Origin of the sequence: Streptomyces sp. NBC_01750 (genome assembly GCF_035918095.1) — a bacterium.
Lineage (GTDB): Bacteria > Actinomycetota > Actinomycetes > Streptomycetales > Streptomycetaceae > Streptomyces.
The window spans coordinates 3,597,190-3,611,421 of the sequence record NZ_CP109137.1; the positions used below are offsets into that span (position 1 = coordinate 3,597,190).

The following is a 14,232-nucleotide window of genomic DNA, read 5'->3' on the forward strand; positions in this document are numbered from 1 at the left end:
CTCACCCTGTGTCGGTCACTTCGCCTGAACGCCGAACCCACGCAGATAGTTCTTGAAGCCGCAGCGAACATTGGACTTCTGGCCGGGGCCCACCCACGGGCCGTACACGGTGTGCGTCACCACGTGCTCGCGGGCCCCCTGCACCTGGTCGCACGTAAGCTTCACCCGGTGCTTGCTGACAGCCTTGCCGCCGCCGGCTTTGCACGTCGAGTAGGCCGTGGGACGCCCGAGCTTGTCCATCGACGCGTAGCCCTTACAGCTGTACTTGCCGGCCGCCTGAGCCGGAGCTGCCGCGATCAGTCCGGTCCCCGCAGCCCCCATCATCACGGCGAGCGTTCCCGTGGCGAACTTCTTCCCCCAGCGCATTTGCTTCCTTTCCGCGGCCGGGCAGCGCGACGGAGGGTCATGTCTCGTCAAGCTGCAATTCCGGCCGATCAGCCAACTTCGCCTTAGCTCAGGCGAATGCAGGGAACGTATCCACTCGGATCATGGCGAAGCAACCTGCGCGGGTCGATCTGAGCAACATTTGAGCAAGATCCACTTTCGGCCCGCCCGCCCGGGGCGGGCCGGAAGTGTGCTGCTCAGGGGCAGGTCAGCGGATTCCCCGCAGTCGGCGCCACGGGGTGAACGTGAACACCGCCCCGCCCAGCAGGATCACCGTTCCGGCGACCAGGGCCAGTGCGCGCAGCGCGCCGTTGTCCTCGGCGCCCGTCTGGGCGAGGCCGCCGCTCGTGCTCGCAGAGCCGCCGGAGGCCGCGCCGCCGGACGTGGTGCCGCCGCCGCTGTCGCCGCCCGACGCGCCGCCCGGCTGGGCCGCGGTGTCGAGCTCGAGGGAGACGGCCGCCGAGCCCTTGACCGTGCACGGGATGCTGATCTTCTGGCCGCCCAGGGTGACGTCGATCGTGAGGGTGCCCGGGCTGAGCGTGGACTTGCCGCTGGCGCCCGGTTTGTACGTCCCGGTCATATCAGGCAGGTCCACCGGCTTTCCCTGCTCCAGCGGGTCCTTGTTGGCGGGGCCCGTGACGGGGACGGTGCCCTTGTCGACGCCGCCGAGAAGAACCGCCATGGACGGCTTGAGGGCACCCGCGGGGAGCGCCGCCGGACTGTTCATGACGCCCTTGGCGGTCTTGACGACCAGGTCATAACTGCCGCCGTTCTTCTTGGCGTTGATTGTCACCTTGGAGTTGATGTTCGCCGGTCCCGGCGACTTGCACGCGAAGGTCACCGCGACCTCCTTGCCGGGGAAGTCGCTCCGGCCGCCGTCGCCACCGCCGGAGGTCGTACCGCCGGAGCTCGTACCTCCGGAAGTCGTGCCGCCGGAAGTGGTGGTGCCGCCGGAGGTTGTCGTACCACCCGAGGTGGTTCCGCCGCTCGACGTGCCGCCGGACGTACCACCGCCGTCCGACACCTTGATCGTCGCCCCGGCCTTGACCGTCTCCTTCGGCGTGCACTTGGTGTCGGTGGACATCGGCTTGGAGACGTTGATGTTGTACGCGTCGGGCGTCAGCGTGACCTCGCCCGCCTTGGTCAGCTTGACCTTGCCCTTCATGTCGGACAGCTTCATCGGGCTGTTCTTGGGGATCGGCGGGTTCGTCCGCGGCCCCTCCATCGCGATGTCCGCGGTCTGCGCGCCGGCCGCCTTGAGCGTGCCGGTGGGCTTCACCGTGTCCTTCTCCAGGTCGAGGATGTCGGGGTTCTTCGAAGCCGCCTCGACGAACCTCCACACCACTTCGACCTCATCGCCCACCTTGGCCTCGGCCGGCGCGGTGATCTCGACCTTGGTGGTGCCCTGCACGGGTGGCAGGCCCGAGATGGGCGGCGGGATGCACTCCGTCCTGTACGAGACCTCGGCTGCCTGGGCGGGGCTCGCGGCCAGCACAATCCCCGCGCCGCCGAGCATCAGCGCGACTCCGGCCGCGCTCATCCTCCGTTGCGTGCTCACGAATGTCCCTTCGTCGTGGACCGGTTCTCTGACGGTGCGGAGTCAGGTGTGAACCACGGCAGAGCCGCCGTGGTGGTTGTGGTGCTCTTCGGCGCCGCGGGAGGCCGCGTGCGGGACCGGGAGCCGGGGCGGCGGAACGCGGGCAGTCGGACGGTGCGGTGGCGGCCGTTGCCGCGCGGGCGGAGGCGGTCCACGATCGCCATGCCGATACGGAAGACGGCGGCCGGTACGACGACGGCCAACAGCAGCCAGAAAATCGTGACGCCCCACGGCCGGCCGATGCCCCACGGCTGTTCGACGAGCACCTTGGTGCCGTACTTCACGGAGACCTGATAGTCGCCGTGTGCCCCGGCGGACAGCTGGACCGGCAGCTTGACCTGCACTTTCTGACCCGGCGCGATGGTGCCGCGCCACTGCTGCTCCTCCCACTGCGGGGCGAAGACGCCGTGCGCGGTGCCGACCTGGAACACAGGGTCGCGCACGGGTGCTGAGCCGAGGTTGCCGACGGTGAACTCGAGGCGGCGGGACGGCGGGGCGCCGAAGAAGACGAGGACACCGGAGTCGCCCTCGAGCCGGGCGGCGGCGAGGACGGCCAGCCTGCCCGCGCCGGTCTGCCGCGGCAGCGGCGCGGTGGGATGGCCGGCGACGGTGAACGGGGCATCGACGACAGTCTGTTCACCGGTCACGGTCGCCACGTGCACCACGCAGGGGCAGGGCTTGGGCGGCTCCGCGACCGGCATCTCCTTGCTGAAGGACCCCTTGGCGTCGGTGGTGACGGCGCGGCCGTCGGAGTTGGCGCAGGAGTTGGTGCCACCGATCACGCCTCCGGCGGGCAGAGCCTGCCCGCAGATGAGCATCATGAGGAGCGTGCCCGGCCGCCATCCGGTGCCGCTGATGGTGATGTCGCCGCCCTTGCCGGCCTGCGCCCGGGAGAGCTTGACCTCGGGCTTTGCGTCGGCCGCGGAGGCGGGGAGTGCGGGCAGGAGCAGCAGAGGGAGCAGGGCGAGGAGCAGGGCGGTGAGGAGGACGGGAGGGAGGACGAGCGTCTTCGGGGCGCCGGCCGTGACGACTCCCCCACCCCGCACCTTCCCTGAATCAGGGACAAGCCCCCGGCCCTCCGCCACGTCGGCTCCGGGCACGCCGGCTTCGTACATCGTCATGCTCCCGACCTCGCCAACTCATCCTCGCTGCTGGTCTGTTCAGGCGTCGGGCCGGGATCCGCAGGATGCCGGCGGTACATCAGCCAGGATGTGGTGCCGACCGCTGCCACCAGCGCCACTGCCCCCGCCGCCACCCACAGCCACGGAACGAATGTCGCCGATGCCGTCGCCTCGCTCCGCGCGGCGCCCTCTGCCGTGACCTGGACGCGGACGTCCACGGAGTCCAGCGACGGCGGGTCCGGCCACTTCTCCGCAAGGGATACGCGCCGACCGGGCAGCAGCTCCACCGAGAGCGTGCGGGGCGGCCGGCGCAGCACCTCGCCGAAGAGGCCGTCCGCCCGGACTGCGAGGCGCGGGGTCAGGGCCGTGTTGCCGCGGTTCACCAGGCTGTAGCGGATCGCGCCACGGGAGACCGACACGTCCTCGACCGTGAGCGCTGCCAGAGTCGGGCCGCTCACGCGCAGCTGGATCCGTACGCCCGCCTCACGGTCGCCGGACTCCACCACGACCGCACCCGGGTGGTCTCCGGGGAGCGCGCCCGCAGGGACCGTGACCGAGAAGGGGACCTCCGCCCTCGTACGTGGCGGGACCGTCAGCCGGTTCGCGGCGAGCGTGATCCAGGTGCCCGCGGCACTGGAGCGCCGCGCGCCCCGTACCGCGGGCGCACCGCCCGCGGTGTTGATCAGGTCGGCGGACCGGAGCCGCACGGCGAGCGGTTTCGCGCCCCGGTTCGTCACGGACAGCTTGTCCTCGAGGACGGTGCCGGGCACGCCCTCCATATAGACGTACCGTCTGCCACCGCCCGCCGCCGGTTCCGCCGTCCACGTCGGTTCGTCGGACGCCCACGCGGCAGGGGCACACAGCACGCAGAGCGCACACAGCAGCGCGGCGACGGCGGCGAGGCATGAGCGCACGTGCACGGGTCAGCTCGCGGTGCGCTGTCCGCGCCGGGTCAGCCACAGCACCCCGGCCGCCCCGGCCAGCAGGACCGTCCCGCCGAGCGTGCCGAGCGCGAGGGCCGAGTCGAGCGGGCCGGTCTTGGGGAGTTCGCCGCCCGACTGGGCGTTCTGCATGCCGCCGTCGGAACTGCCGTCGCCCGAACCGCCGCCCGCGGCCTTGACGTCGAGTTCCAGCGAGGGCTTGGGGTTGTTCCTGGGCGTGCACGTCGTCGTCGTACCGAGCGCCTTGATCGTAAGCACTCCCGCGGTGAAGGTGGCCCTGCCGCTCTTCTTCGGGGTGTACGTCCCCGTCAAGTCATTGATCTTGATGGGGGTGTTGGCCGGGATCGCCGCCTCGTTAGCGGGCCCGGAGACCGCGACCGAACCTTCCTCCGCGCCTCCCAGCCTGATCAGCGCGCTCGGCTTCATCGCGCCCTTGCCGAGCTCCACCGGGCTGGAGGAGACGCCCTTCTGGAAGGACATCGTCAGCCGGTAGCCGGCACCGCTCCTGACGCTCTTGATGTCGATCGGCGAGACCGCGCCTTTTGGCCCGATCGGGGTCTGACACTGGTAGTCGACGTCAACGACACTGGCATGGGCGGCAGGGGCGGCCATCAGCACCACCGAGCCCGCCACCGCTGCTGCCAGCGAGAGAGCTGTCCGCTTCTGGTACGACACCTCGAGTTCCCCTCATGCCGGAAGTTACTGCCGGATGTCCCCGAAGTTACTGACGACACATCAGATCGGGCGCTCAAGGTACGCCTGGGACCTTGGGGAGGGAAGACAAAGAGCACGCCGTATTGACGTGCTCTACAAGAGATTCAAAACCTGTCGTGGACCGCCGCGCGGCGAGCTAGGACGGTGCGGCGAGCTCCGCCCAGACCGTCTTGCCCGGCGCGCCGGGCACTCGTACAACTCCCCAGTCCAGGCAGAGACGTTGGACGATGAACATCCCGTGTCCGCCGGGCCGTCCGGCCCGGTGCGGGGTACGCGGGGAGGGCTGGCCCGCGCCGCGGTCGGAGACCTCCAGGCGCAGCACTTTCCCGTCGCAGCGGACTTTCAGCTCTTCCGGGCCCTCGGCGTGCAGGCAGGCGTTGGTGACCAGTTCGGACACGACCAGCAGCACATCCTCCGCCGCCGCCCGCCGGTCGGCGCTGGCGGCGGGCAGCCAGCCCCAGTCGCGCAGCGCCTGACGGGTGAAATCGCGGGCCAGCGGAACGATGCCGCTGGCGCTGCCCAGGGCAACACTGCGCACCGCGCCGGGTGCCCGGGAGGCAGGGCCGGCGCCGTTCGGCTCGGGGCCGGCGTCGCCCGGCGGTTGCTGCCGGGTGGTGCTCATCAGCGCTTCACCTCACCGATTCACCGATTTGCCATGACATGACTACACAGAGTGCTGAGTTATCAACCTTCCGCGGGGTTCTCCTGCCCTGCCGAATGATGACAACACCTACCACGCCTACGCGGCGCGCGTGATGCGGACAACAGGGGGGACGATCAGCCGGAGAGGGCCGCTTCGAGGGAATCATGCACCGTGAAGACCGCCTCTGCTCCGGTGATCTCGAAAACCCTGGCCACCACGGGCAGCATCCCGGCCAGATGGACCCCGCCCCCGGCCGCCTCGGCCTTCAACCGCGCGCCGAGCAGCACATTGAGCCCGGTGGAGTCGCAGAACTCGAGCTCCGAACAGTCGATGACCAGTCGTACCCGGCCCTGATCGAGCGCTTCGTCCAGTGGCGTGCGCAACAATTCGGCCGTGTGGTGATCCAACTCACCCGCCGGTTTCACCACCTCGCTGTGACCTTCGGTCCGAACCTCGACCTGAAGCCGGCCCAGGTTCGCACTGCCGACCGTCCCGCGGTCCATGCCCGTCCCTCTTCGCCGTGTCGCGCTGCGTCGTACGCCGCGTCGCCGTCATGTCATCGGAGTGCCGTTCCCTGCGTCGAGCACCGTCGGTGGACGGCGCGGACGCCCGACGAACAGTACGCCTTTAGTACGCCGACGGGTAGCCGAACTCTCTACCAAATCCGACACATAGGACATATGACACTTGCAACTGTCCATGCCGACCGGGTAGGCCTAGTAAAGACACAACCGACACGGCCGGCTTTGGAGGCGCCGCTCACCGCAGCAGACAGGTATTGGCATCGGCGGCCATATGCCGAGAACGATGGAGGAGACCATGGCACCCCGGCTCGACGCATCGCGTACCCCCACCGTGCCGTCGGCACTGCCCACCCCCGCAATCGAATCCGAGAACCTGGAGAGCCCGGACGGGCTGGACGGGCTGGACGGACTCCCGGTGATCCCCCCTTTCAACGAGGTGGGGCCCCTGGACGCGCGCGCCCTGTCGAAGACGCTGTTCGGGCGCCTCGAGTCCCTCGAGGAGGGCACGCACGAGTACGCCTACGTGCGTAACACTCTCGTCGAACTCAACCTGGCGCTGGTCAAGTTCGCCGCCTCCCGGTTCCGCTCCCGCAGTGAACCGATGGAGGACATCATCCAGGTCGGCACGATCGGCCTGATCAAGGCGATCGACCGCTTCGAACTCAGCCGCGGCGTCGAGTTCCCGACCTTCGCGATGCCGACCATCGTCGGCGAGATCAAGCGATTCTTCCGCGACACCAGTTGGTCCGTGCGGGTACCGCGCCGCCTCCAGGAGCTGCGGCTCGACCTCGCGAAGGCCGGCGACGAACTCGCCCAGCAGCTCGACCGCGCGCCCACCATCGGCGAACTGGCGCAGCAGCTCGGCATCAGCAACGACGAGGTCGTCGAGGGCATGGCCGCGAGCAACGCGTACACCGCGAGCTCGCTGGACGCCCAGCCCGAAGAGGACGAGACCGAGGGCGCGCTCGCGGACCGCATCGGCTACGAGGATCACGGACTCGAGGGCATCGAGTACGTCGAGTCGCTGAAGCCGCTGATCGCAAGCCTTCCGCCACGGGACCGTAAAATCCTCTCCCTGCGTTTCGTCGCCAATATGACGCAGTCGGAGATCGGCGAGGAGCTCGGAATCTCGCAGATGCATGTGTCCCGGCTGCTGTCCCGCACGCTGGTCAGGCTCCGGAAGGGCCTGACGCTGGAGGAGTGAACGGGGACGCGCCGCCCAGGCCGTTGGAAGGGCCCATTCCGTCAAGGAATGGGCCCTTCCCCGTTATTGACGGGGCAGTCCCGATTGGTCCACATTGAGCCAGGGGTAGGTGGGGGGACGAACATGGCTCTTGGGGAGGGCTGCCCTACGGCGTACGCACCACTGGAAGCGCTGATGGGCCGCCGTCTGGGCAGGGAATGTCTGTACGTGCCGTCGTGCCGTACCGGGCTCTATGTGGCACTGCGCCACTGGTGCCCGCCCGGCGGGCGGGTGCTGATGTCGCCGGTCAACGACGACGTCATCTTCTTCGTGGTGCTCGCCGCCGGACTGCGGCCCGTCCAGGCCCCGCTCAACGCCGGGGACGGGTCCATCGACACGGCCGCCGTCCCCGACTCCGTATGGCGCGGGCTGTCCGCCGTAATCACCACCAATCTGTACGGAAATCCAGATCCCGTCCCCGAACTCCGCGCCCGCTGCGACCAGTTGGGGATCCCGCTCATCGAGGACGCCGCGCACGCGATCGGCAGCGAGGTGGCCCGGCGGCCGGTGGGCACCTTCGGTGACGCCTCCGTATTCAGCCTCTCCAAGCACACCGGGGCCAAGACCGGCGGATTCCTCGCTGTCGCGGATCCGGCGCTGCGGCCGGCACTGGAGCGGGCACGGGACGAACTCCTCGAACCGGCACGGCTGTCGGCGGAGATCTCCTACGGCCTGCGACCGTACGCCGAGGCCGGTGTACGCGGACTGCGACTCGTCCGGGCGGCCCGCGCCACCCAACGGCTGCTCGGTCTCGAGGAGCGCGAGGACATCCGGATGGAACTGCGGCCGGGCGAGCTCAAGCAGGCGATGTCCGCCGCACCCGCGCTCGCGGACTTCCACTCCTGGATACGCGTGGACATGCACGACTACCGGCTCAGACCCGGCGGGCTGCGGCTGCGGCGTACGCAGCGGCTGCTGACCCGCCTCGACCAGCGGCTGGCCGCGCACCTCGCCGGCACCCGGCGGCTGTCCGCCACCGAGTGGGCGCTGCCGCGGCCGGGACCGGCGCAGCCGCTGTTCCGGGTGCCGCTGCTGGTCGAAGACCGTGACGCGGCCATCGCCGCACTCGCCCGCCGCCGGATCACGGTCGGCTACCTCTACGACCCGCCGCTCGACGCGTACGCCGGCGAGGTCTTCACCGACCCCTCGCCCGCGCCGGCCCCGGCCGCCTGGTTCGCCCGGCACGCCCTGCCCGTCGATCCGCTCCGCGCGGAACAGGTGATATCCGTCCTCACGGAACTGCGCGCACGGCCCGCCCGACCGCCCGGAAGAGCCGAAACCGCGCCGCCCACACAGGGCGAGCACGGTGTCTGACACCACCCGGCTGCGCAAGCCGTCGGATGCCGTGCCGCCGGCCGAGCCCGCCGCCCCGGACCTGTCCGGGGCGGCCGAAGCGCCGGTGAGCGCGGCACCCAGCGGTGACTCCATGTTCCGCAACGCCTACGCGCTGATGCTCTCCACCGGCGTCTCCGCCGCGCTCGGCCTCGGCTTCTGGCTGGTCGCCGCCCGGTACTACACCAAGGAGTCGGTCGGCGAGGGCTCCGCCGCCATCGCCGCGATGCGGCTGCTGGCCTCCATCACCGCGACCACGATGATCGGCGCGGTGGTGCGGTACGTGCCACGGGCCGGACGGGCCACCGGGCCGCTGGTGTGGCGGGCGTACGCGGCCAGCTCGCTGGTGGTGTGCCTCGCCTCCGTGGCGTTCCTGTTCACGCTGGACCTCTGGGGGCCTTCGTACGCGCCTCTCGGCGGACTCCCGGCGGGCGCGGTCTTCACCGCGTCCTGCGTCGCCTGGGCGCTGCTGACCCTCCAGGACGGGGTGCTGACCGGGCTGCGCAAGGCCGTGTGGGTGCCCGTCGGCAACGCCGTCTTCTCCATCGGCAAGCTGCTGCTGCTCGCCCTCTTCGCCACCGCCATGCCCGTCCTCGGCATCTTCGTCTCCTGGGCCGCGGCCATCGGCCTGTCCGTACTGCCGCTGGGCTGGCTGATCTTCCGCAGGCTCATCCCGCGGCAGGCCGCGGCCGACAGCGACCGCGAACCGCCCAGCCTCCGCGAAATCAGGCGCTTCCTCGCCGGTGACTCGGTGGGGTCACTGTTCTCGCTGGCGATGATCAATCTGCTGCCGGTGATGGTCGCGATCCACTTCGACGCCGCGCACAACGCGTACTTCTACATCGCGTACACCGTCGGCGGGACAATGGAGTTCATGGCCATCAACATGGCCTCCTCGCTGACCGCCCACGCCTCGCACAACCCGGAGACGCTGGCCGCCGGGGTACGCGGCGCACTGCGCCGGATGACCGTGCTGCTGGTGCCGGTCGTGCTGTTCCTCGTCGTTCTCGCCCCGCAGATCCTCGCCCCGTTCGGCCACACCTACGCCGAGCACGGCACCACGGTGCTGCGGCTGCTGGCCGCGGCCGCGCTGCCGCGGGTGGCCGTCGAGCTGTACATAGGAGTGCTGCGCGTACAGGGGCGTACGGGCGTGCTCGCGGCGTTGCAGGGCGCGATGTGCGCGCTGGTGCTGGGCAGCGCCGCACTGCTGCTCGGCACCGTCGGGATCCCCGGAGCGGGCCTGGCGATGCTGCTCTCGATGACGCTGATGGCCGCGGTGTCGGCGCCGGGGCTGCGCGCCGCGCTGGCGGGCCGCGAGCCGAAGCCCTCGCGGCTGGGCCGGCTGCTGCACCGGGGGCCCGGGAAGGAGATCGAGTACGGCACGAACTGGGCCCGGAAGGCCGCCGAGCGGCGCGAGCGGGCCGACCGGGACGAACGGGAGTTCGGATCCGACTGGGCGCACCGGACCACGTACCTGCGGGGCGGGCACGACACCGCGACACCCGCACTCGGCATTCCTGTGTACGTACACGAGCCCGCGAACGAGCGGCCCGCCGCACCCGACGGCGACGAGGTCCGGCTGACCAGCTGGCTGTGGCTGTGGCTCGGGCTGGCCGCCGCGCTCTTCTGGATTCCGCTCTCCCGCGCCGAGGACCTCGGCCGGCACGGGCTGTCCGGCGGCGAGCTGCTCGACGCGCTGCCGCCGGTCACGCTCACCGCGGGCATCCTGCTGGTCGTCGTGTACTGCGCGGCCGTCGCGCTCCAGCGGCCGCGGCCCGCCCTGACCGGCGCGGCCCTGCTGGTGACGGTCGCCGCGCTGCACACCTCGCCGCTGCTGCTCGGCATCCGGCCGGAGCCGGCCGCGGGCTCGTGGGCCGAAGCGTTCGCGGACTTCCTCGCCGATGCGGCGGGCCTGGACGGCCCGGCCGGCGTCCTGAGCGTGCTGCCCGCCGCGCTCCAGGTGCTCTGCCTCGGGCTCGCGGCGGTGGCGCTGCGCGCGACGGGCGCGGGCGAGCGGCTCACGGCGGGCGCGGTGTGGGTGCTGGCGGTGGCAGGGTGGGCGGCACAGGACACGGTGGCGGCCGCCGCGCTGCCGGTGTTCGCCGGATTCGCCGGCCTGTACGCGGCAGCGGCGGCCGGTGCCGCAGTACGGCGCCGCCGCACCGGCCCGCGTGCTGTCAGCGGGTCGGCACCGCCTGCTTGAAGTAGCGGTCGGCGCCCGCCTTCCGGTAACCCTCCAGCGCCGGGCCCTCGTTGACGGTGAGGTCGCATCTCGCCTCGGCGGAGGTCGCCCGGTTCCAGTGGACCATCGCCTTCACCTTCGGCATGGTCCCGATGACTTCGGGGATGGCCGAGTACCAGCCGCGCTGCCGGTCCGGGTCCGCCGGGTCGGGCGCGGTGGCGAACTCCGCCAGCATCAGCGGTTTCTTCGCCGAGATGTTCTCCAGCAGCCAGTCGTAGGTGGGCCGCTGGGTCTCGTCGAAGTCGTTCCAGTCGGTGGTGTCGTGGCAGCCGAAGTAGTTGTACTGGTCCATGCCGATCCAGTCGACGTAGTCGTCGCCCGGATAGAGCTGTTTCATCACGTCGGCGCTGCCCAGATAGCCGGAGACCGTCCACACCCAGACGACGTTGCCGGCGCCCAGCTTCCGGAACCGGTCGTGCAGATGCCGGTAGGCGGCGACATACTCGGCCGGGGTACCCGCGCCCTCCTTGATACGGGCGTCTACCTCCTGGTCGAAGGAGAAGAAGACCCGCTTGCCGTACGCCTTGAGGCGGCGGATCTGCGGGTCGATGATCTCGGCGTCGTACTTCCCTGAGGCGATGTTCTTCCAGCCGAGCTGGGTCTCCGTGTAGTTCGCGTGGTGCGGTTCCTTCCACACCGTGGACTCCCAGGCCAGCATCAGCAGGCGGTCCCTGCCGAGCTCCTGCTCGTCGGCGGTGAGCAGTTCGCCGTCGGCCTTGCCGCCCGACATGTCGTGGTACGTGTAGACGAGATCCAGCTTGCGGCCGATCTTCTTCTCGAACGCGTGCACCGGTTTCGTGAGGGAGCTGTTCCGGTCGTACGGGATGTAGGCGCCCCACCAGGCCCCGCACCGTGCGACCAGCTTCTCGTCCGGTGCGCAGGACCCGGCCGGCAGCTCGCCGGACGCCGCGTTCCGGGGCAGATCCCGGCCCGCCGAGCGGGCGTCGTCCCCCTTCCCCGCCGTACCGTCGAGGTCACCCGCCCAGACACCGAGCCCGGCGACCAGCAGCGCCACGGCGACCAGGACGACGGCGGTGTATGCCCGCTTGCGGGGCCCCGCGTGGCGGGCGTTCATCAGCCACCGCCCGCGGGCCTGCGTTTGACCCGCTCGGCGGCGCCCTGAGTGGCGGCGGGCAGCGGCAGGCCGGGCAGCGCGGCGACGATGGTCGCGAAGGCGGCCAGCGACACCAGGAAGGCGGTGGCCGAGAAGGCCCTGACCAGGTAGAGCGAGGTGGCGGTGAGCACACCGAGCGACAGGCTGATCGGCGCGGCCAGCGCGAACGCCTCCAGACGGGCGCCGGACCGCAGTCCGCTGGGCTGCGGATAGAGCATGGCGAAGCCGGGCCCGAAACAGACGAAGAGCAGCACCGGTACCCATCGCAGCGGCGAACCGCCGGGCAGCAGGGTCGCGGCGAGGGCCACCCAACCGGAGACCGCCACGGCCGCTCTGAGCTGGTTCTGATGGACCTTCATCGGGTGATCCCCCCGCTTCGGGAGCCTCGTGGGTCTCCTGGCCGGTATTCGAGTACGACGCCGTACGGCTGCTCCTCGACGACCTTGAACAGCGGTGACGCCGACAGGCGCGAGCGCAGTGCGGCGAAGCCGCCGGGCGGCAGCAGGCCTTCGCCCGCGGTGTAGATGTCCTGGGTCCGGGTGAGGATGACGTACGCCTTGGTGCCGCGCGCGATCCCCTTGGCCAGATATCCGGCCGGGTCCTTCAGCATCTTCTCGTTCTCCGGCAGTTCCTGCTCGGCGAAGAACCAGTGCTCCAGCCGGTCGTAGCGGTGCAGTGCCTGCGGGAACGAGCCGGTGGTGGCAAGAATCAGCGTGCCCCCCGCGGCCCGGTCGATGGTCCGGGTGACCATCGCCGTCTCGGCGGGCGGCGTGTAGTACATCTTCTCCTTGCCGTAGTACGACGGCATGAAGCCCGCGACCAGCGCCAACAGCACCAGCGGCAGTGCGACGGCTGCGATCCGGCGCCGGACGGTACCGGCCCGGGTCAGCGGCCTGCGGGCCCCTACGACAGCGGGAACGAGTGCCGCCGCCGCGAAGAACGCCGCGCCCGGAAGCCCGAAGAGGTAGACGCGGAACAGCATTTCGCCGCCGTAGTCGTTGACGGCGAACATCGGTACGGGAGCGGCAGACACCAGCAGCAGCGGCAACGCGCTCCGGGTCAGCCGGCGCCGCGTCACCACCGCGATCCCGGCAAGAGCCGCGACCGCAAGCACCATCACCACATTGGCGCGCCCGGCCAGCTCGGGCCCGGGCCCGGTGAGCTGTCCGGCGTACCCCGCCCGGGAGTTCTGCATGAGATCGCCGATCGAGTCGCGCAGGGTGCTCAGCGTCTCGACGAACAGCGGCCGCCCCATCGTCAGGTCCCAGATCAGCATCAGCAGCCCGGCGACGACGAGCAGCCCGTAGTTGCGGTAGCGGCGGGTGAGGGTGAGGCCGAGCAGCGAGACGCACAGCATGACCGGCGTGAGCTGGTGAGAGGCGTTGATCGCGGCGATGAGCGGGGCGAGGATGGCGATGCAGACGGCCCGCTGGCGCACCCCGGTGGGCGGCGGCACGGGGGCGGCCACCGGATCGAGACAGGTACGGTCGCGCAGTCTGCCCGCGGAGCCCGGCCGTACGAAATGGCGCAGCACCACGGCCAGTACGGTCAGATGCAGCAGATAGGCGAAGCCCTGCGGGGCCAGATAGTCCTGCCCGACCCAGTTGGCGGCCTGGAAGATCCACAGGGCTGTCCACACCAGCCGCCAGTCCTCGGTGAAGGTGCGGTAGATCAGGACCAGCACCGGCATGACCAGCAGGCCGAGCACGATCGGCGCCCAGTTGAGGTAGGCGGTCGCGCCCTGGACGCCGAAGGTGCGCACCAGGGCGGCGTTGAGTGAGAAGAAGCCGGGCCACTGGTCGTACGCCGACATGTTGCCCGACAGGGCGGCGTTCGGCCGCAGTTCGCCGTTGAGCAGCAGCTGGTTGATGACCGCGTCGTGCTTGGAGGCCCAGGGGTAGCGCACCGAGTCGTACAGCACGGCGGGCGCCGCCTTGAGCGCGAAGAGCAGTCCGACGCAGTAGATGGCGGGCCACCAGGGGGCGGTACCGGCGCGGCGCAGACTGAGCAGGAAGCCGCAGGTCAGAACCAGTAGCGAGAGGTAGAAGGCGGCGGGGAGCCGGTCGAGGAGGCCGTAGTCGCCCATGGAGCGGAATCCGATGCGCGGCAGCGCGTACAGCCAGAGGCCGATGCCGAGGAGCAGCGGCAGCCAGCTGAGAAGAAGGTCGGGTCGCAGCAGGTCGGGCGGCCTGCGGGTGCGCGGCCGGGCGGTGTCGCCGGGTGATTCCTGGCCGGTGGCGTCCAGGGCGGGCGAGGGCGAGCTGCGCCCTGTGAGCGGTGCGGGCACGCGTTGACGCACAGTGCGACTCCCCCCACGGATGTGGTCGCGGCCGTCACGCCGCTGTCCCTTCAGCGAAGTATAGGAACTGATTTCGTG

13 protein-coding genes are annotated in these 14,232 nt (G+C 70.5%); 3 read left to right on the forward strand and 10 right to left on the reverse strand.

Annotated features, from left to right (window positions below; all coding sequences use genetic code 11):
- Positions 1-15: 15 nt before the first annotated feature.
- The 7 genes from OG966_RS16060 to OG966_RS16090 form a co-directional block, all read right to left on the reverse strand.
- Positions 16-366, reverse strand: a complete 351-nt coding sequence (locus tag OG966_RS16060) for a hypothetical protein (protein ID WP_326650324.1) — start codon at positions 364-366, stop codon at positions 16-18.
- A gap of 226 nt (positions 367-592) precedes the next feature.
- Entirely contained in the window at positions 593-1,924 is a 1,332-nt protein-coding gene (locus OG966_RS16065; protein ID WP_326655230.1) for a hypothetical protein, read from the reverse strand.
- Between the two features lie 14 nt (positions 1,925-1,938).
- Positions 1,939-3,102 carry a hypothetical protein gene (locus OG966_RS16070; protein ID WP_326650325.1) on the reverse strand — a complete coding sequence of 388 codons (1,164 nt, stop codon included), beginning with the start codon at positions 3,100-3,102 and terminating at the stop codon, positions 1,939-1,941.
- Positions 3,099-4,022: a COG1470 family protein gene (locus tag OG966_RS16075; RefSeq protein ID WP_326650327.1), complete on the reverse strand. Its 924-nt coding sequence runs from the start codon at positions 4,020-4,022 to the stop codon at positions 3,099-3,101. Before OG966_RS16075 ends, OG966_RS16070 begins: the two co-directional genes overlap by 4 nt.
- 3 nt (positions 4,023-4,025) lie before the next feature.
- On the reverse strand, positions 4,026-4,718 hold the full coding sequence (locus OG966_RS16080; RefSeq protein ID WP_326650328.1) for a peptidase: 693 nt from the start codon (positions 4,716-4,718) through the stop codon (positions 4,026-4,028).
- A 175-nt stretch (positions 4,719-4,893) separates the two neighbouring features.
- Positions 4,894-5,379, reverse strand: coding sequence for an ATP-binding protein (locus OG966_RS16085; protein ID WP_326650329.1), 486 nt, complete (start codon positions 5,377-5,379; stop codon positions 4,894-4,896).
- Between the two features lie 155 nt (positions 5,380-5,534).
- A complete protein-coding gene (locus tag OG966_RS16090) occupies positions 5,535-5,903 on the reverse strand; it encodes an STAS domain-containing protein (RefSeq protein WP_326650331.1) in 369 nt (122 codons plus the stop codon).
- 316 nt (positions 5,904-6,219) lie between these two features.
- Here OG966_RS16090 and OG966_RS16095 point away from each other — a divergent pair, with 316 nt between their 5' ends.
- The 3 genes from OG966_RS16095 to OG966_RS16105 all read left to right on the forward strand — a co-directional run bounded on the left by OG966_RS16095 (position 6,220) and on the right by OG966_RS16105 (position 10,702).
- Positions 6,220-7,128 (forward strand): RNA polymerase sigma factor SigF, encoded by a 909-nt coding sequence (locus OG966_RS16095; RefSeq protein ID WP_406733858.1) that lies wholly within the window; start codon positions 6,220-6,222, stop codon positions 7,126-7,128.
- A 174-nt stretch (positions 7,129-7,302) separates the two neighbouring features.
- The gene (locus OG966_RS16100; RefSeq protein ID WP_326655231.1) at positions 7,303-8,481 is read left to right on the forward strand and encodes a DegT/DnrJ/EryC1/StrS family aminotransferase; all 1,179 of its coding nucleotides are present in this window, start codon (positions 7,303-7,305) and stop codon (positions 8,479-8,481) included.
- Entirely contained in the window at positions 8,474-10,702 is a 2,229-nt protein-coding gene (locus OG966_RS16105; protein ID WP_442806713.1) for a lipopolysaccharide biosynthesis protein, read from the forward strand. Before OG966_RS16100 ends, OG966_RS16105 begins: the two co-directional genes overlap by 8 nt.
- Here the strand turns inward: OG966_RS16105 and OG966_RS16110 are convergent.
- The 3 genes from OG966_RS16110 to OG966_RS16120 are packed head-to-tail and all read right to left on the reverse strand — an operon-like array spanning position 10,677 to position 14,154.
- The gene (locus OG966_RS16110; RefSeq protein WP_326650333.1) at positions 10,677-11,816 is read right to left on the reverse strand and encodes a glycoside hydrolase family 26 protein; all 1,140 of its coding nucleotides are present in this window, start codon (positions 11,814-11,816) and stop codon (positions 10,677-10,679) included. The genes OG966_RS16105 and OG966_RS16110 overlap by 26 nt on opposite strands.
- Positions 11,816-12,214 carry a hypothetical protein gene (locus OG966_RS16115; RefSeq protein WP_326650334.1) on the reverse strand — a complete coding sequence of 133 codons (399 nt, stop codon included), beginning with the start codon at positions 12,212-12,214 and terminating at the stop codon, positions 11,816-11,818. Before OG966_RS16115 ends, OG966_RS16110 begins: the two co-directional genes overlap by 1 nt.
- Entirely contained in the window at positions 12,211-14,154 is a 1,944-nt protein-coding gene (locus tag OG966_RS16120) for a hypothetical protein (RefSeq protein ID WP_326650335.1), read from the reverse strand. Before OG966_RS16120 ends, OG966_RS16115 begins: the two co-directional genes overlap by 4 nt.
- Positions 14,155-14,232: the final 78 nt, after the last annotated feature.

Bases quoted from the DNA above. Each gene is read 5' to 3' on its own strand.
- OG966_RS16070 (WP_326650325.1), bottom strand. From the start codon at position 3,102: ATGACGATGTACGAAGCCGGCGTGCCCGGAGCCGACGTGGCGGAGGGC.
- OG966_RS16065 (WP_326655230.1), bottom strand. From the start codon at position 1,924: ATGAGCGCGGCCGGAGTCGCGCTGATGCTCGGCGGCGCGGGGATTGTG.
- OG966_RS16095 (WP_406733858.1), top strand. From the start codon at position 6,220: ATGGCACCCCGGCTCGACGCATCGCGTACCCCCACCGTGCCGTCGGCA.
- OG966_RS16090 (WP_326650331.1), bottom strand. From the start codon at position 5,903: ATGGACCGCGGGACGGTCGGCAGTGCGAACCTGGGCCGGCTTCAGGTC.
- OG966_RS16110 (WP_326650333.1), bottom strand. From the start codon at position 11,816: ATGAACGCCCGCCACGCGGGGCCCCGCAAGCGGGCATACACCGCCGTC.
- OG966_RS16100 (WP_326655231.1), top strand. From the start codon at position 7,303: ATGGGCCGCCGTCTGGGCAGGGAATGTCTGTACGTGCCGTCGTGCCGT.
- OG966_RS16060 (WP_326650324.1), bottom strand. From the start codon at position 366: ATGCGCTGGGGGAAGAAGTTCGCCACGGGAACGCTCGCCGTGATGATG.
- OG966_RS16115 (WP_326650334.1), bottom strand. From the start codon at position 12,214: ATGAAGGTCCATCAGAACCAGCTCAGAGCGGCCGTGGCGGTCTCCGGT.
- OG966_RS16085 (WP_326650329.1), bottom strand. From the start codon at position 5,379: ATGAGCACCACCCGGCAGCAACCGCCGGGCGACGCCGGCCCCGAGCCG.